Origin of the sequence: Kaistia terrae (genome assembly GCF_026344005.1) — a bacterium.
Classification (GTDB): Bacteria; Pseudomonadota; Alphaproteobacteria; order Rhizobiales; family Kaistiaceae; genus Kaistia; species Kaistia terrae.
In genome coordinates, this window is sequence record NZ_JAPKNH010000006.1 from 99,308 (window position 1) to 116,401 (window position 17,094).

Annotated in this window: 17 protein-coding genes and 1 tRNA gene; 9 read left to right on the plus strand and 9 right to left on the minus strand. The window is 63.0% G+C overall.

All coding sequences use genetic code 11. The annotated features are described in order from the left end of the window. Positions 1-29 precede the first annotated feature (29 nt). Positions 30-767, plus strand: coding sequence for an SDR family oxidoreductase (locus tag OSH12_RS17310; protein WP_266344849.1), 738 nt, complete (start codon positions 30-32; stop codon positions 765-767). A 202-nt stretch (positions 768-969) separates the two neighbouring features. Here the strand turns inward: OSH12_RS17310 and hisN are convergent, their stop codons facing one another. Further along, complete coding sequence (gene hisN / locus OSH12_RS17315) at positions 970-1,755, minus strand: histidinol-phosphatase (protein ID WP_266344850.1); 786 nt, start codon at positions 1,753-1,755, stop codon at positions 970-972. 344 nt (positions 1,756-2,099) lie between these two features. After that, positions 2,100-2,969 (minus strand): N-formylglutamate amidohydrolase, encoded by an 870-nt coding sequence (locus tag OSH12_RS17320; RefSeq protein WP_266345043.1) that lies wholly within the window; start codon positions 2,967-2,969, stop codon positions 2,100-2,102. A 224-nt stretch (positions 2,970-3,193) separates the two neighbouring features. On the opposite strand from OSH12_RS17320, the gene cpdR reads away from it, so the two are divergent. Together cpdR and OSH12_RS17330 are read left to right on the plus strand one after the other, a co-directional pair. Further along, entirely contained in the window at positions 3,194-3,556 is a 363-nt protein-coding gene (cpdR, locus tag OSH12_RS17325; protein ID WP_244670002.1) for a cell cycle two-component system response regulator CpdR, read from the plus strand. 103 nt (positions 3,557-3,659) lie between these two features. Continuing rightward, positions 3,660-3,734 (plus strand) — tRNA-Val (locus OSH12_RS17330). 306 nt (positions 3,735-4,040) lie between these two features. On the opposite strand, the gene OSH12_RS17335 is transcribed toward OSH12_RS17330, so the two are convergent. Genes OSH12_RS17335 through OSH12_RS17355 form a run of 5 tightly spaced genes read right to left on the minus strand, consistent with a single transcriptional unit; the run spans position 4,041 to position 8,228 of the window. Then, a complete protein-coding gene (locus OSH12_RS17335) occupies positions 4,041-4,892 on the minus strand; it encodes an NAD-dependent epimerase/dehydratase family protein (RefSeq protein ID WP_266344851.1) in 852 nt (283 codons plus the stop codon). Positions 4,893-4,930: 38 nt separating this feature from the next. Then, positions 4,931-6,625: an IclR family transcriptional regulator domain-containing protein gene (locus tag OSH12_RS17340; protein WP_266344852.1), complete on the minus strand. Its 1,695-nt coding sequence runs from the start codon at positions 6,623-6,625 to the stop codon at positions 4,931-4,933. A gap of 37 nt (positions 6,626-6,662) precedes the next feature. Then, entirely contained in the window at positions 6,663-6,959 is a 297-nt protein-coding gene (locus OSH12_RS17345) for a YciI family protein (protein WP_266344853.1), read from the minus strand. Between the two features lie 7 nt (positions 6,960-6,966). Beyond that, complete coding sequence (locus tag OSH12_RS17350; RefSeq protein ID WP_266344854.1) at positions 6,967-7,464, minus strand: nuclear transport factor 2 family protein; 498 nt, start codon at positions 7,462-7,464, stop codon at positions 6,967-6,969. Continuing rightward, positions 7,437-8,228, minus strand: a complete 792-nt coding sequence (locus OSH12_RS17355) for an RraA family protein (RefSeq protein WP_266344855.1) — start codon at positions 8,226-8,228, stop codon at positions 7,437-7,439. The genes OSH12_RS17350 and OSH12_RS17355 overlap by 28 nt, the downstream gene beginning before the upstream one ends. Before the next feature lie 302 nt (positions 8,229-8,530). On the opposite strand from OSH12_RS17355, the gene OSH12_RS17360 reads away from it, so the two are divergent. Genes OSH12_RS17360 through OSH12_RS17385 form a run of 5 tightly spaced genes read left to right on the plus strand, consistent with a single transcriptional unit; the run spans position 8,531 to position 12,534 of the window. After that, positions 8,531-9,202: an extracellular solute-binding protein gene (locus OSH12_RS17360; protein ID WP_323180679.1), complete on the plus strand. Its 672-nt coding sequence runs from the start codon at positions 8,531-8,533 to the stop codon at positions 9,200-9,202. Between the two features lie 10 nt (positions 9,203-9,212). After that, positions 9,213-9,674 (plus strand): TOBE domain-containing protein, encoded by a 462-nt coding sequence (locus OSH12_RS17370; protein ID WP_323180680.1) that lies wholly within the window; start codon positions 9,213-9,215, stop codon positions 9,672-9,674. A gap of 2 nt (positions 9,675-9,676) precedes the next feature. After that, positions 9,677-10,594 carry an ABC transporter permease gene (locus OSH12_RS17375; RefSeq protein WP_380222911.1) on the plus strand — a complete coding sequence of 306 codons (918 nt, stop codon included), beginning with the start codon at positions 9,677-9,679 and terminating at the stop codon, positions 10,592-10,594. 5 nt (positions 10,595-10,599) lie between these two features. Further along, on the plus strand, positions 10,600-11,436 hold the full coding sequence (locus tag OSH12_RS17380; protein ID WP_380223027.1) for an ABC transporter permease: 837 nt from the start codon (positions 10,600-10,602) through the stop codon (positions 11,434-11,436). Between the two features lie 6 nt (positions 11,437-11,442). Continuing rightward, complete coding sequence (locus OSH12_RS17385) at positions 11,443-12,534, plus strand: mandelate racemase/muconate lactonizing enzyme family protein (protein ID WP_266344856.1); 1,092 nt, start codon at positions 11,443-11,445, stop codon at positions 12,532-12,534. 322 nt (positions 12,535-12,856) lie between these two features. On the opposite strand, the gene OSH12_RS17390 is transcribed toward OSH12_RS17385, so the two are convergent. Continuing rightward, on the minus strand, positions 12,857-13,618 hold the full coding sequence (locus OSH12_RS17390; RefSeq protein WP_266344857.1) for a cupin domain-containing protein: 762 nt from the start codon (positions 13,616-13,618) through the stop codon (positions 12,857-12,859). A gap of 709 nt (positions 13,619-14,327) precedes the next feature. Here OSH12_RS17390 and OSH12_RS17395 point away from each other — a divergent pair. Beyond that, on the plus strand, positions 14,328-15,485 hold the full coding sequence (locus tag OSH12_RS17395; protein WP_266344858.1) for a hypothetical protein: 1,158 nt from the start codon (positions 14,328-14,330) through the stop codon (positions 15,483-15,485). 83 nt (positions 15,486-15,568) lie between these two features. On the opposite strand, the gene OSH12_RS17400 is transcribed toward OSH12_RS17395, so the two are convergent. Next, positions 15,569-17,092 carry a sugar ABC transporter ATP-binding protein gene (locus OSH12_RS17400; RefSeq protein ID WP_266344859.1) on the minus strand — a complete coding sequence of 508 codons (1,524 nt, stop codon included), beginning with the start codon at positions 17,090-17,092 and terminating at the stop codon, positions 15,569-15,571. Between the last annotated feature and the right edge of the window lie 2 nt (positions 17,093-17,094).

Here is a 17,094-nt window from a genome sequence, read left to right on the forward strand (position 1 = left end):
GAGTTCTTCGAACGTCAGGACGTACAGACATGGATCTGAAACTTAGCGACAAGACCGCCCTCATCTTCGGCGGCTCGCGCGGCCTCGGCCGAGCCATCGCGGCCGAGCTGGCGGCGGAAGGAGCCAAGGTCGTCATCGTCGCCCGCGACGGCGCTCGCGTCGAGCGCGTGGCGGCCGAGCTTGGCGTGTTGGGACTGGCCGGCGACGTCTCAAAGCCCGGTGCCAGCCGCGCGCTGGTGCTTCAGGCGGCGGAACTGCTTGGGCGCGGCCCCGACATCCTCGTCACCAATACCGGCGGCCCGGCTCCGGGCAATTTCGAGGCGATCAGCGATGATGCCTGGCGGACCGGTTTCGACAATCTCTGGATGAGCTTTGTCGAGAGCGTTGGCGCAGCGCTGCCGGCGATGAAGGAAAAGGGCTTTGGCCGCATTCTCGCGGTCACGTCGGTCGCCGCCCGCGAACCGCAGCCGGGTCTCGTCGTCTCGAATGGTCTGCGCGCCGGCCTGCTGGGCCTGGTCAACGCGATCAGCCGCGACGTCGCTGCTTCAGGCGTCACCGTCAACGCGCTGCTGCCGGGCTACACCAACACCGACCGGATGAAGGAAGTGGGCGTCACCAGCGAGTCCATGGGCTCCAAGATCCCGGCAGGACGAATCGGCGAGCCGCATGAATTCGCCGCGCTCGCAGCCTTCCTTGCGTCCGAGCGCGCCAGCTACATCACCGGCCAGGCCATCGCCGTCGATGGCGGCCTGCTGCAGTCGATCTGACGGCAGGCAAGAGCTCTTCTAGGACGGGAGCGAACGGCTCACGCCTGCCGTTCGCTTTCTTCACCTCTCCCTAAGGGAGAGGTCGGAGCAAAGCGACGGGTGAGGGTTCAGGGAACTATCCGGGTGAGGCTGTAAACCCTCACCCGTCGGCCTGCGGCCGTCGACCTCTCCCGTGAAGGGAGAGGTGAAAGGATCTTCCGCGTCAGCCGCCGCGGTTGAGCGTCTCCAGGATCTGGTCATGCAGGCGGGCGTCGCCGCTTGCGACTACCCGACCGCCGGACGCGGCCGAGCCGCCGTCCCAGCTGGTGACGCGGCCGCCGGCGCCCTCGATGACCGGGATCAGCGCCACGATGTCATAGGGGTGCAGGCCGACCTCGACGACGGCATCGACGAAGCCCGCCGCCACCATGCAATAGGCATAGCAATCGCAGCCATAGCGGACGAGGCGAACCTGGCTCTCGACGCGGTCATAGGCCTCGCGGTCGGATCCCTTGAACAGGGCCGGCGTCGTCGTGAACATCACGGCGTCCGAAAGCTTTTCGCAGCCACGCGTCTTCAGCGCGCGCTCGCCCTCAGGGCCCTTGTACCAGGCCGTCTTGCCGTCGCCGGCAAAGCGCTCGCGGGTAAAGGGTTGCGCCATCATGCCGAGCGACGGCTTGCCGCCCGTGGTCAGGCCGATCAGCGTGCCCCAGACAGGCAGGCCGGAGATGAAGGCGCGCGTGCCGTCGATCGGATCGAGCACCCAGACATTGTCGGCGTCGAGATTTTCGTCGCCGAACTCCTCGCCCATGATGCCATGCGCGGGATAGTGCTCGTTGATCAGCGCGCGCAGCGCCTGCTCCGAAGCGCGGTCGGCGACGGTGACGGGATCGAAGCCGGTAGCCGCTTTATTCTCGACGGAATCGAGTGCTCGAAAATGCGGCATGATCGCTTTTCCGGCAGAATCGGCGAGCCGATCGAGGAAGGCAATCAGGGCTGGATCGGTCATCCTAAGGGCTCCAAAGGCTTTTGCATGCGTGCCGTGCGCGTTTTGCATAGCAGCTTCGTGGTCGAGGGCGGATATCTAACACGCTGATTTTAAATGTCTATTTCTTCAGGTCTCGGCCATTCTTTGTCGCCTGCGCGGGGCGTTGCGTAGGAGGAGGGTGGTTGAGGCCGGCCGCCACTCCAAAGCTCTTGATCTTTTTGCAGTGCAAGCGCAGTTTATTGCAATGCGGTAGCTCGATTGGCGTCGACCTACCGCTGCCCTTCTTGGGCGTTTCCTCCCTAGACTTAGGCCGTCTCGTTCGCGAGCGGCCTTTTTTTTGCCTGTGGTTTCGCTCCGACGCTGCGCTATTCCGCCGCCTCGGCCAGCGGATAGAGTGTGGCGTCCGGCAGGCTCGACAGCGCCGCCGCGAAGCGGGCGAGATCGGCGGCGAGCCGGTCATAGCCGGCATTGGGCTGTAGCGTCCGTTCGTTCATGTAGAGCCCGCGATTGATCTCGATCTGCAGCGCGTGCAGCCCGCGACCGGGCCTGCCGTAATGCTCGGTGATGAAGCCGCCGGCATAGGGCTTGTTGCGGGAGACGGCGTATCCGGCATCGCTGAGGATCGCATAGGCCGCTTCAGAGATCGCCGGCGCGCAACTGGTGCCGTAGCGGTCGCCCAATACGATATCGGCCCGCGCCCGGCCGGGCAGGGTGCGCACCGACGACGGCATTGAGTGGCAGTCGATCAGCACGCAATAGCCGAATCGCTCATGGGTCGTCGCCAAAGTCTGGCGCAGCAACTCGTGATAGGGCTTGTAGATCGTCTCGATCCGGTGGAGCGCCAGCGCGACCGGGATCGGCTCGGCATAGATCTCGACATTTTCCGAAACGACGCGCGCAATCGTGCCGAGCCCGCCGGCGACGCGCAGCGAACGCACATTGGCATAGGACGGCAAATCGCCGTCGAACATGCGCGGGTCCAGTTCATAGGGCTCGCGATTCACATCCAGCCAGGCGCGGGGGAAATGCGCCCGCATCAAGGGTGCGCCGAGCGGCACCACACAGGCGAACAGCGAATCGACGAAGGTGTCCTCCGAGCGGCGGATCGTCTTCTCGTCGAGCTTCGAGGCTTCCAGAAAGGCGGTCGGATAGACGCGACCGCTATGGGGCGAATTGAACACGAAGGGAATGCGCTGCTCGGCCGGGGCCATCACCTCGAAGGGGAGCGCATTCATGAAGTCCGGCGCGGCGTCGATGATCGCTCTCCTTGCAGTTTCGGCCGCTGGCTCGGGTTCTTCCAAGAGGGCCATGTTACGTCGTCCGGCGCGGTTCGGGCAGGGAACTTTCGCTCCATTCACCCGATCTTTACTTCGTTCAGCCGTAATTCGATAACCAAATCGCCCAGAGTGCGCATTGTCAGCGCTCTGCGAACGAAATCGACCGTCCAGCCATGGATTCCCTGATGAACCGCATCCTGCTTGCCGAAGACGATAATGACATGCGCCGCTTTCTGGCCAAGGCGCTGCAGAATGCCGGCTATGATGTCGTTTCCTTCGACAATGGCCGCAGCGCTTATGAACGCATCCGCGAAGAGCCTTTCACGCTGCTGCTGACGGATATCGTCATGCCGGAGATGGATGGCATCGAGCTGGCGCGCCGGGCCACCGAACTCGACCCGGATTTGAAGGTGATGTTCATCACCGGCTTCGCGGCCGTCGCCCTCAATCCGGATTCGAACGCGCCCAAGGATGCGAAGGTGCTTTCCAAGCCCTTCCACCTGCGCGATCTCGTCAACGAGGTGGAGCGCTTGCTGGCTGCCTGAGGGAGTTTTCAACAGGGTTGAAAAAGCGAGGCTTGAAGCTTCGGAAATCACCCTGTATACCCTCGCTCACGCCGCCGGTCCCGCCGGTCGCGTTGAAAAGGATGGGCGTGTAGCTCAGCGGGAGAGCACTACGTTGACATCGTAGGGGTCACAGGTTCAATCCCTGTCACGCCCACCATCCTTCTTCCTTGAAATCATTGAAATAATAGCCTTGGCGTTGGACGTAAGTCTGACGCCGACATCGGTTGCCGGAAGGAACCGACGCAGGCCAACCTCATTGGCTGGAATACGATCCAAGTCTCGGCAAGTTTGCCGTCTGCGGTACGGTAAGATTGCAGGCCTGGACTAGCACGAGCCTCGCCGCTCGTTGAATCTCTCCAATTCGTCGTGAAACGATACCAAGCGCGGTTTCCCCGAAAAGGCATGGTTGTAGACACGATACGCACGTCGGGCCTGTCCTCGCGGCGCTTGGCTAGTTCGGCGCCTAAGGCCCCCCCCTGGCGGTTTGATTGATGCGCTGCCATGTCGCGATGTCGGTTTTGAGGTTGGAAGTGGCATAGTTGCCTCCAACCGAGAGGCCAAAGAGGCCATCTGCCTTCGGCTCGGTCGCGATCGACGGCAGGGCCAGATTGTCTTCCGGACGATCCTGTGTGGCAAAGCCGAGATCGGCGAGGCCGCTGTTGTCAAAAAACGGATCGGTGCAATCCGCTGTCGCAAACACCGCGCGATGGCCGAGCGCGGGCCGCTGCAGCCCCCGTGCTGCGAGGTCGGCGACATCGCGAAAACTGGTCCACATATGCGTGCAGCGCTCATCCGTCACGGCCGGGCTGCAATTGCCGATGCGCAGCGATAGAGCGCTGAAGCCATTGGCATCCGCGAGATGCGCCACAGCCGCCTCGCCAAAAATCTTGCTGACAGCATACCAGCTGTCGGGGCGGGGCGGGTCGCTCTCCCGCACCAGCTCGTCCCGGGGATAATAGCCCCAGCCGTGATGGCTGCTTGCATAGACGAAGTGGCTGCCGCCTGCGGCGACGAACGCCTCCAGCAATCGCACGAGGCCGCGATAATTGCTGTCGATCGTGTCCTCGAAGTTGATGGTGAAGCCGTGAACGCAGGCGAGGTGGACCACCCCGGTAACGCCAACCATTGCTTCGGCCAACAAAGCGCGGTCGCTCAATTCGCCAACCACAATTCGCTCATTGCGTGCAACCGCCGTGGGCGCCGTGCGGTCGAGCAGCACGACTTCGGCGAACTGCTCGGCGAGGTAGGGCCGGATGCCGCTGCCGACAAGGCCGCCAGCGCCTGTGACGAGAATTCTCTCATGCTGTGTGGTCATGGTCTGATGATCCGTTACTGAAAATCCGCTGGGCTGCCTCAGGCGGGGAAGCGGAATGCGGCCATCGGTTCGGCGACGCCTGCCACCGATGACTGCAGCGCCAGCAAACGGCCCGATTGCGGGGCGTTGTGCAGCGTCTCGGTGGAGAGGCCCGATCGCGCGCTGGTGATGTAGAGCGTGGAAAGGTCGGGTCCTCCAAATGCCAGGCTCGTCGGTGTCGGCACCGGCAGTGGCACCACCCGTTCGAATTCGCCGTCGGCATCAAGCCGCACCACGCTCCAGCCTTCATAGGCGCCGACCCAAAGGCGGTCTTCGGCATCAAGCGCCAGCCCCATCGGCGCGCCCGTGGCCTCCGGCAGGCGACTGAACACGCGTTTGCGCCCATCGGCTTCGTTCATCACATAGATGGTGTTGCGGCCCGGCACCGCGGCATAAAACGCCGCGCCGTCGCTGCTGATCGCAAGGCTGGTGACTTCGCCGCTGAGCTCCCAAAGCGGCTCCGACGGGCCGGTCGGCGTCAACAGCCCGATGACCGAGACGTTGCGCTCGGTATTGAATTCGGCCACCCAGACGCGCCCCCGCGGGTCTGTTCGCACGGCACTGGCCTGGAATTCTGCGCCAAGATGCAGTCGCCGCTGGGTGCCATCGCGATTGACCAGTATCGCTACGCCTCGGGTCAGCAGCACGACCCCGTCGGCGGTAAGGAAGGCGCCGTCGATGCGACGGTCGAGTGTGTCCAGCGTGATCGACGTCGGGGTGGCGTCATGCCAGTGCACGGCCGGCCCAAGCTGGTCGATCCAGACCATCGCCGCAGTTCGCGCGTGCCACAACGCCGAGGCGCCGAGGAACGCTTGCGCCGTCGAAATGGTCGTCGCAGACGAAATGACACTGGTCGTCACCGCGCCAGTACGGTTCAACTCCTGGGAGATGCGCTGCGTGGCCGCCGCCAGTTCGTGCCCCAGTTGTTCGGCGCGGCGCTGGGTGACGCGGAACGTTGGTCCGGCGACGCTGATCGCCCCGATCGGCTGGCCCATGGCATTCAGGATTGCCGCGCCGGCACAGCGCGTGCCCTCAAGGATTTCCTCGTCATCGATGGCGAAGCCTCGCGCCCGGGCAATATCGAGTTGCGCCAGCAATTGGGGGACGTCGGTGATGGTCTTGTCGGTGAAGCGCTGCAGCGGCGGGGTGAGCAGGGCGGTGACCTGGGCGAGGCTGAGATGGGACAGCATCGCCTTGCCCTGCGAGGTACAATGCACCGGCTTGGTCACGCCAAGCGCCGCCGCCGAGCGGCGTGAATGGGCGCCGTCGAACCGCCCTAGCGACCGCATCGTGCCCTCGTGCATCACCGCCAGATAGGACGTTTCCCCAGTCATATCGCGCAGCCGGCGTAATTCGCTGGCGGCGACCGATACGAGGTCACTGGACGACCAGACGTTCTGCGCCAGTTCAATCAGGTGAAAACCGGGGGAGTAGGTCTGCCGGCCCGGGTCGGTGCGCACGAGGCCGCGCGCCTGCAGCGCCGCAAGGATCCGGTAGAGCGTGGCCCGGGGCATGCCGGTGCGATACGCCAGGTCAGCCGAATCGAGCTGGCCCGGCGCTTCTCCGATATGATCGAGCAGGTCAAACGCCTTCTGCAGCACCGCCGTGCCAGCAAGCGCTGGCTTTCCCTGGGGATCGGGGCTCCAATTGTCGTCAGGGACTCCGGACGACCCCGGCGGGGGAATTGCCACCATGCTACTACCTCACGCTACGCGACGCTGTGGGCGCGGCTCAGGCGGAGCGCCACGCCACGCGCCGGAAGGGAAGGATGTCGAGATCCTTCCATACGCCCTGCTGGTAGTAAATCTCGCTGGCGATCAGCGCGTCGAGCGCGGCGCGATCCGGCACATCGCAGAGCACGATGGAGCCGATCATCTTGCCGCTCTCATCAAGCATGGCCCCGCCATCAATAATCACCCCCTCGGCTTTCAGCGCGTGAATGCGTTCGAGGTGCAGGTTGCGGTTGGCCTGGCGCCGCTCCAGCGTACCTTCGGCGGTATCGTCGCGTGCTATGATGGTGAACTGCATTGCGGCCTCAATCGAGATCGGGGGTGGGCGGGTCGAGGTGATAGCCGCGCCCCGCATAGTCGAAACCGTGAAGGCTGTTGACGCGGTCGGCCTTGTTGACCGGGGACGCGTAATAGGCCCGTATCTCGATAATGCGCGTGATGTCGTCGTTGAAGATGTACCATTCATCGCCGCGCAGCACTTCATTGACGCTGGTCTTCCAGTGCGTCCACTCGATCACCGCCTCATGGCCATCGGCCCCGGCCAGCACCTTCTCGATGGTCCAGCGTGAGCCGAGTGTCTTGACGCACCACACCCAGCCATCGGCGATGGCTTCGGCGCTGCGCCAGGGCGCACTGGGCAGGCCTGGCGGGAAATAGTGCACCGCGTCAGGGGTGAAGCAATCGATCAACCCCGCCCGGTCAGCAGCGTTACAGGCCTCGAAATAACGCCGAATCAGGGCCTCGGCCCGAGCCGCCGGCGTAGTTGCGCCTGCGCTCATGTCGTCACCGGACGTGCGCGCCATTCGGCATATTCGCGCAGTGTTTCCTCGTTCGGCGGATAGGTGCCCCATAAGGGCGCGCCGGCGTCGATCTTTGTGAACAAGTATCTTTCGCGCAGTTCTTGCTCATAACTATCGTGGGCGACTTCTTCGGCGATTTGCCGTGGAACTACCACAACCCCATCGGGGTCGCCGACGACGATATCGCCCGGATAGACCGCCACACCGGCGCAGCCGATCGGTAATTGCATGTCGGCCGCGCGATGAAATGCGGGGCGGGTGGAGGCGGTCCGTCCGGCGCAGAACGCCGGAAACGCCATCTGGGAAATTTCGGTGCCATCGCGAAAGGCGCCATCGGTGACGGCGCCGGCTACGCCCTTGCGCAGCATCCGCGTCATCAGCATGTTCCCCGCAGAGGCGGCGCGCACGTCATTGCGGCTATCAATGACCAGCACCTGGCCGGCTCCGATCGCCTCGACCGCTTCCCATTGCACATTGTCCTCACCACGCTTGTGCAGGTCGCCTAGGTCCCAGTCGCGATCTTCGCGCGAGGGAATGAACCGCAGCGTGAATGCCTCGCCGGCAAATGATGCTGCATCCGGATTGAGCGGCGTGAGGCCGACCAGGAACTGCTGGCGAAAATTGCGCTTGAACAACTGCGTCGTGAGCGTTGCCGTGCTGCAAGCCTTCAGCCTGTCGAGCACACTCGTCGCCACGGGCTGATCCACCTTTGTCACCTCTAAACCTCCGATAACTCGGCGTCTGCTGCCCCGATGCGCGCAGTTCACCAATTCTCACCTGTTGAGGCTGCCTTCTGCTGCAACAGCATCTGTCATCCTCGAGTGCCCATCAACAATACACTCCGGTTGGTGGTGCGACAGCCCTCCCGCCATGGCCCGGCAAGTGACTTTCTCACATTGTAAGAATGCAAAGGGGAGCTTTCGCGACGTCCTATGGCCGCTGCCGGATTTTGCACATAGATTTCGCCGCACTGAATACTAGGGAGGGTGGAATGGCCAAGCAGTCACGCGAAACTACCTCGCGCAGTCAAAAAACGCGGGCTTATACAATCCGTATGCTGATGGTGGGAGTGGCAATTTCTACAGCTGTCGCGGTGCCGTCGGTCGTCATGGCGGACGGCGTGCAGATCAACGTCATCGACATCTCGGGGAATCTGGCGCTCACGCAGCCGGTGTTCGACAACTACCTTGCCGCAAATCCCGACAAGGTATCGCGCTTCACCTTCACCAAGGCGCCAGCCCCTGAACTCGCTGGCAAGATCCAGGCGATGCAGAACGCCAACCGCATGGACATTGATATCGTCCTGACCGGTGCCGATGGACTGGCTGCTGGCATGCAGCTCGGTCTGTGGGAGGATCTCGCTCCCTATACCGACGTGTTCGGCGACCCCAACGAAATCCTCAATCCAGGCGCTGTGACCCTTCAGTCTCTTGCCGACATGCAGGGCGTCGTCATCGCCTATTCGCAGCAGGGCCCGTTCATCGAATACATGCCCGACCGGGTTGCCGATGTCCCCAAGACTGCCGCGGAGCTGCTCGCCTGGTGCAAGGCCAATCCCAACAAGCTGATCTATGCGCGTCCCGCCAACTCCGGCGCCGGCCGCGCGTTCTTGATGGGGCTGCCCTTCATCCTCGGCGACAGCGATCCCAAGGACCCGATCAACGGATGGGACAAGACCTGGGCGTATCTCAAGGAACTCAATAGGTCTGACCACAATCTATGTCACTCACGACCAGGATGAGGCTTTGGCCATGTCCGATCGTATCGTGGTGATGAAGGAAGGCGTGATGCAGCAGCAGGGCGCACCGGAAGATCTTTATAACCGTCCGATCAATCTCGATGTCGCGGTCTTCATGGGCTATCGAAACCTACTTGATGTGAGCGCCGTCGCCCCACGCGCTGGCCAGGTCTCGGTCTGTCACAATGGCGTCGATCTCGCTGCCACCGCTTTGGTGGATATCGCCGATGGGCCTTTGATTGCGGCGTTCAAGCCCGATGATGTGACCTTCGCCGATCAGGGATTGCCCGCGACGGTCGACAGCGTCATCTATGGCGGCCGCGAGAGCATGGTGAAGCTCACCCTCGCAAGCGGCGGCCATATCCATGCCCGCGTGGCCGACAAGGTTCGTGCTGGTGACCGTGTGCACGTTGCGGTGCCGGCCGACCATCTGCTGGTCTATCCCCGGCCTGCCCATCCGATCGCGGGGCTGTGACCATGACCAGCGTGGTCTCTTCCACCTCCACAGCATCGCGCGCCGCCAAAGCCGAGTCTTCGGCCGTTGCCGGGCGCGATCTGCGCCTGCTGATGGTGGTGCCTGGCGTGGTGGTGATCGCCGGGCTGTTTATCTACCCATTCATCTATGGCTTCATTTCTTCGTTCAATCCGCAGGGCGAGAACGCCGGCTGGCTCGCCAATTACCAGCGCTTCTTTAGCGAGCCGCGCCTCTACGATACCGTCCGCAAGACGCTGTGGCTGGCGATGCCGGTTACGCTGTTGAATGTCGGGCTGGCTGTGCCGTTTGCCTTCATGCTGCGCACTCCCTCGCGCGGCCAGCGGCTACTGTCGACCCTGCTGGTCATTCCGATGACGCTTGGCACGGTTCTGGTCGCTGAGGGGCTGATGCTTTATCTGGCCCCCAATGGCTGGCTGAACCGCACCTTGCTCGAGTTTGGAATCTTGGGTTCGCCGCTGCGGCTGCTTAATAACTACTGGGGCGTGGCGCTGTCCCTGCTGATTACCGGCTTCCCCTTCGCCTTCATGATGATGCTGTCCTACACCACCGGCATCGATCCGACCCTGGCGCGCGCCGCCGCGACCCTTGGCGCAACTCCGCTGGCGCAGTTCCGGCGTATCTATCTGCCACTGCTGGTTCCTGGGCTCACCATCACCTTCTGCCTGACCTTCGTGCAGGCATTTGCGGTGTTCCCATCGGCCGTGCTGCTGGGTGCTCCGGCTGGGGCGACGCGTGTCATTTCCATTGCCGCCTATGAGATGGCCTACGAAGAGTACAACTGGTCGATGGCCTCGACCGTGGCGATGGTGATGGGTGCGACCCAACTGATCATCGTCGGCTTTGTCCTCGTCCTCCGCCAGCTTTCCTACCGTGGCCCCGTTGTTGGAGGGAAGGGATGATTGCCCTGATCCGCGATTCACTACTGCCCCTCGCATGGCGCTGGTTCGTCATTGCCTGCATGATCTTCTTCGTCGTCAACGTGCTGCTGATCATCCTCTCGGTGCTGGTCAGTTCGTTCGGCACCGGCTGGTTCACCGGCTGGCTGCCCGAGCAGTTCACACCCAAATGGTACGGCGCGGCTTGGAAGGAATTCCAGCTACAATACGTGCTGCTGGTGACGGTGCAGATCACGCTCGCGGTCGTGGCCATCTCGCTCATCGTCGGCGTCCCGGCGGCCTATGCCCTGGCGCGCCTGCAGTTCCGTGGCAAGAGCCTGGTCATGCTGATGTTCCTGGTGCCGCTGCTGGTGCCGCCGATCACTTACGGCATTCCGTTGGCGACGGTGCTCTATCAGGTCGGCGTCGGTGGCACGATGTGGGGCGTCATTCTCGCCAATCTGGTGCCCAGCGTGCCGTTCGCGGTGCTGGTGATGACGCCGTTCATCGAGCAGATTGATCCACGGCTGGAATCGGCGGCACGCGTGTTCGGTGCCTCGCCCCTGATGACGTTCTGGCGCATCCTGGTGCCGCTGCTGATGCCGGGAATCCTCGCGGCGGGCATACTGGTGCTGATCCGAACCGTCTCGATGTTCGAGTTGACCTTCCTGACCGCCGGTCCGGACAGCCAGACCCTGATCGTCGCGCTGTACTACTCAATGTTTGCATCAGGCGTTCGTGCGCAACAATCGGTCGACGCCATGGCAGTGATGTACATGCTGACAACGATGACCGGCCTGCTGATCGCCTTCCGTTTTGTCGATCCGTCCCAGCTCGTAGGGCGTGTTAAGAGCCAGAAGGTCTGAGCGTCCATGACTCGCATCAAGAGCATCTCCACCCAGATCGTCCGCATCCCGTTCGAGGATGGCGGACGCGGGGAGGGTATCACGCCGACGCGCTGGCACATGCTGGACAATGTCCTCGTCCGCATCGAGGACGAGGATGGCAGCGTCGGCTGGGGTGAGGCGTTTGGCTATTTCTGTGCCCGCGCCGTTGCCGCTGCCGTCGAAGACATGATCGCCCCGCAGGTGATCGGTCGCGAGATCGATGACATTGCGGCGTGGAACCGGGCCACCCAGCAGGCACTGCATTTGTTTGGGCGCTACGGCATCACCATCTTCGCCCTCTCGGGCGTCGATATCGCGCTCTGGGACCTCGAGGCCAAGCGGGCCGGCAAGCGCCTTGCCGAGCTGATTTCAGCGACTCCGCCTGAAAGTGTGACCGCCTATGCGAGCCTCGTCGCCTATCGTGATCCATCGCTGGTGGCGCATTATGCCGGCCGCGCCGTGGCCGAGGGTTATGCGCATGTGAAGTTGCACGAGATTGCCGCCGAGCCGATCGTTGCGGCTCGTGCCGCGATGGGAGCGGGGCCCGGCCTGGCTGTCGACGTCAATTGCAACTGGAGCCATGATCAGGCGATCGCCATGGTGCCGGTGCTGCGCGACGCCGATGTGATGTGGCTGGAGGAGCCGATCTTTCCGCCCGAGGATGTCGCGACGCTCACCGCCATCGAGGCGCACGGCATCCCGGTCGGCGCCGGCGAGAATGCCTGCACGGCCTTTGCCTTTGACGCCTTGATCGGGGGCATCACTTTCCCGCAGCCCAGCGTTACCAAGGTGGGTGGCATTTCGGTGTTCCTTGAGATCGCCGAGCGCGCCCGCGCTGCCGGTCGCGTGCTGATGGCGCATTCGCCCTACTTCGGACCCGGCTATTTCGCCACGCTCAATCTTTTCGCCGCGCTGCCGCCGAATGCGCTGTTCGAGTATCTCTATGTCACGCCCGAGGCATTTATCGGGCTCGATACCCCGCAGCCGCAGGAAGGCCGCATCGCGCTGCCGTCCGGTTCGGGGCTTGGCTTTGCGCCTGACCTGGCGGTGGTGGAAAAATATCGAGACCGATCGTAGATGCCCCGGTGAACCCTATCGGCGCAGCTCGTCGCCTCCGGGTTTGAGGCTGAGCTCGCGCCAGTCCTTGGCGGATGGCTGCAATGCTGCGTCAGCCGGCCGGCCAACGCTTGGTGGGGGCGGGGCCGCAAACCGAAGCGACGCGCTATTGTTCGTCTCGTGGTGCATGGCGCCGGCCAGCATGTCTGTCGCGACAGCCGCCACTCATGGGCCAAATGACTTCAACCTCGCCGCACGCGGCTGAGCTGATACCGGGACGCGCGTACTGGTGCCCGGCGAGACGAGGACCCGCACTCTCCATATTGCGGTCCGCTAGGCGCACTCACAGCGTGTGCAACGGCACGTCCTTGTGGACCTCGGCAATGTAATCCATGTCCTCGTGGCGCTGGAAGAAATCCAGCCAAAGATAGTGCATGCGCTGGCCCGGCGGCACTTCGACGCCGTGATCGGAGCCGAGTGGGATGTGGAGCAGCGTGCTGCCGCCAAGGGCATGCCGTTGCCCGTCGATCAGCAGCACGATGTCGTTTTCCGCAAAGCTGAAGAACAGTTGATCCAGCATCGGATGCGCGTGCGGTTCGATACGGTCCGGCCCAATCGATTCAACCGAGCCCATGCAGAACCGCGGCAGCACGTGCGGGCCGACCAGAGTGCGGCTGATGGTTTTCTCGCTCTTGAAGTAGTCGCGGTATTGCGGGCTATCCGCATAGGGCTGCACCATCGGAAATTGCCCGCCGGCCAGATCGACCCGCGCATAATCCTGTTCGGTCAGCGCCCAGTCCACCTCGAGTACTTCGGTGCTTCCGGTCGCCCTGATGACGATATCCTCGCCGGGGCGGGCCACGTAACAGGTCTTGTCGGCGAACTGCGCCGATGCGCTGCCCGACCGGATCGTCGCCGTGCCGGAGATCAGAAACAGTACGACCAGCTGCAACCGGTCGCCGCGCACCGTCAGCTCATCCTTCCCGACCCGATGGAGCTTGACCTGCACCCCCGGGATCTCGCCCGGCAGCAGCAGGCGTGAGCCCGTCGTCATACTATCGGCAACCGATTCCGAGGCAGGGGCGTCGGGCATAACACTCGGCATGGCGTGATCTCTCCAGCAATCAGAACCCTGCCTTTCTAGCACTTTACGCCGCAGGCAGAACGACGCCTGCCAGGGGACTCCTAAGCTGATCCACATGGTGGGAATAGCGGCCTGGAGACCTTATGGCGCGCTGGCTGCTGCCATATTTTCACGACCCGCCTTTTCCCAATAGGCTGTTGAGCTGAGCTAGCAGGGCGGCAACGTAATCAACAATTGTCCTCGTGAATTGGTGTTCGGCCGGAGCTTCTGCCGTGTAGAGGCCTTGGCGGTAGGCCTCGTTCTGGACTCACTTTGGAGTATCAGTGGACAGATCACTTGGCACAGCTTGGGTCGACTATTCGTGGAGAGTCAGCCTCGTCTTTGGGGCTGATGTCCTGCGGCGATCTTGTGGTTCTGTAAGCGCCGATGTTGGATGGTCTGTCGTTTGATCATTTCGCGTTGTTGATGAGGGCTGAGGCCTTGCCGATTGAAATCCTATTCCATAACGTACGGGGTCTGGTGAACCATTTTTGCACGTACGCATCGCGTCCAGGCAATACCCGTAAATTCAACGGATCAAAGGCCGGCTTTGCTTTCACAGTTGTACCGACAGTCGCGTCCGAGCACTTTGAAGCATTCCGAGGGACAATCGAATTTCATTCAAGCAAAGATTGAACCTTGTCGTCTCCTATGCGAAACAAGACTATTCCTCTTCGCTTGAGAGATACGCATGGAACGCACGACTCCGAGAAGCGTAAACCTACGCAGCGGCGTAAAGGTTTACGACAATGATTGGTATATCCGGCATGGGATGGAGCCGGATCAACTGGCCGATATGCTCGCCAGCTGGAACGTCAGTTATGTCATCGCCCAGAGCCGATACTTGCCGATGCAGGATTCGGCAGTGCCGAGCCGAGTGACGCGGGCCGACCTGGCGCGCTATGCGACGCTCGACGACGTCGCCGTCCGCAAGGCGCTGGCCGAACGCGGCATCGGCTATTTCTCCTGCCTCAATATCTGTTTCGACCCGGATTATATCGCCGCCCATCCCGAGCAACTGCCGATCGACCAGTTCGGTAAAATCGAGGAGAAGCAGGACTGGTATATCGGCGTGCCGCCGGACCGCGAGGCGAACCTTGCCCACAAGATCGATCTGCTGGAAAAGGGCGTCGCCGCGCTGACGCCGGATGTCGTGCATCTTGGCTTCATTCGCTGGCCGGGCCTCTGGGAGGCGTGGCTGCCGGGCGATCGGCGCGCGGACAAGCCGGAATATTGCTATGCGCCGCAGACGCTTGATCGCTTCGCCAAAGCGTACGGGCTGACGCTGGATGCGTCCGATCCGGTCGCGGCGGCAGCGACGATCGCGCGCAGTTATCGCGACGAATGGACGGCGCATAAATGCGCGACGACGGTCGGCGCGATCCGGCAGATCCGCCAGGCGGTCACGGCCGTGAAGGGCGACGTCGAGATATCGATCAATACGCTGCCATTCTTCGCCGATGATTTCGACCATTGCGTCACCGAGGTTTTCGGCCAGGACGTGCGCGCTCTCGCCGAGGTCGTCGATATCTTCGAGGTCATGGCCTACCACCAGATCATGGGTCGCGAGCCGGAATGGCCGGCGAATGTCGCGACCGACATCCGGGCGCGCAGCGGCGCGAAGGCGATCTGCACCGTGCAGGCGCGGGCACTCTATCTTGAGGGCATGCATGCCGGCCGTGGTCGCAATCCGGTGATCGATGGGCAGGAATTTACGCGCATGCTTGACGCGGTCGAGAAGAGCCCAGTCGAAGGCCTCTGCGTCTTCACGCTGAACGATCTGATCGAGATGCGCGGGACGTCGGACGGCTCCGCGATCCTCGATCGCCTGTCGCGCTTCCGGCGCTGAACAAAGGGCCCCGAAAGTTTTCACTTTTGGGGCCCTTTTTTGGCATTCGGATCGTGGCGCCGAATATCGGCGCGATGCAGAATTCAAGCCGCTGGCGCGTCCTGGCTGATCGCGGCGAGCAGATCCGCTCGGTCGAGGCCTTCGCGCGGTAACACTTCCTTGACGCGCCCGCCGACCATGATGGCGACGCGGTGGCTGAGGGCGAGGATTTCGTCGAGATCGTCGGAAATCAGCAGGATCGCCGCGCCTTCGGCAGCGCTCAGTTCCACCAGCTTGTGCAGCTCCCCCTTGGCGCCGATATCGACGCCGGCGGTCGGCTGGTCGAGGATCATCGCCTTCGGGCGGGCCGCGACGGCGCGGGCGACCAGTACTTTCTGGGCGTTGCCGCCGCTCAGCGTGCCAACCGTGCGCTTGCGGTCGGGCGGGCGGATGCCGAATTTAGAAATCAAGCTCTCGACCAGCGCACGCTTTTCACGGGCGCGGATGATGCCGAAGCGGGACAGGCGCGGCGAAAGCGCCGTCGCCGCCATGTTCTCCTCGATGCTGGAAGCGAGCGCCAGCCCGCTGATCTTGCGATCTTCCGGGACCATGACGAGACCGGCGTCGGCCGAGCGCTGCGGCGTGCGGCGCGGGAGATCCTGCCCGGCGACGCGCACGCGACCCTCGGAAGCGACGTCTCCGATGATGGCTCTTGCCAGTCGTGTCCGACCCGCGCCGATCAGGCCGGCGATGCCGACGATCTCGCCGGCGCCAATGGTCAAGTTGACCGGCGGGCGCCCCGCGACCGAGAGGCCTTCGATTTCGAGAAGCGGCTTGTCGACCATCTTGCGCGGCGTCGCATTGGCGGACGCCGAGGCGACCTCGTCATGGCCGACGAGCAGCCGTGCCAGTTGCGGTACCGAATAGGCGTTCGCGGCCCCTGTCCCGACGATCCGGCCGTCGCGCAGGATGGTCACGACATCGCAGACCTGGCGGATTTCTTCGAGGAAATGGCTGATATAGACGATGCCGACGCCGCGGCTCCGCGCCATCTGCCGCATGACGTCGAAGAGATGCTCGCGCTCGGCCGGCGCCAAGCGCGCCGTCGGCTCGTCCATGACAAGGATACGGGCGTTTTGCGAGCAGGCGCGGACAATCTCGGTCAGCTGCTGCTCGGCGACGCCGAGCTGGCGCACAGGCGTGTCCATCGGCAGTCGAATGCCGAGTGCTTCCGCTTCCGCGGCGGAGCGCTTGCGAAGTGTCGAATGCGAGATCAGGCCGGGCAACGCGCCGCGCGGATCGCGTCCGAGGCCGATATTGTCGGCAACCGAAAGCTCCGGGATCAGCGAAAAGTCCTGGTAGATCATGGCGACGCCCTTCTCGAGCGCCTGCTTCGGGGTGTGCAGCGAAACTTCTTCGTTGTCGATCCGGATGCGACCTTCATAGTCGGCGAAATTGCCGCCCAGCGTCTTCATCAGGGTACTCTTGCCGGCCCCGTTGTGGCCGACAAGAGCATGGATCTGACCCCGTTCAAGCTGGAAGTTGACGCCGTGCAGGACGGGTCCGGCACTGAAGCTCTTCCGGATTTCCTGCATGTCCAGCAGCATGATCGGGGTCCTTTCAGTCATGA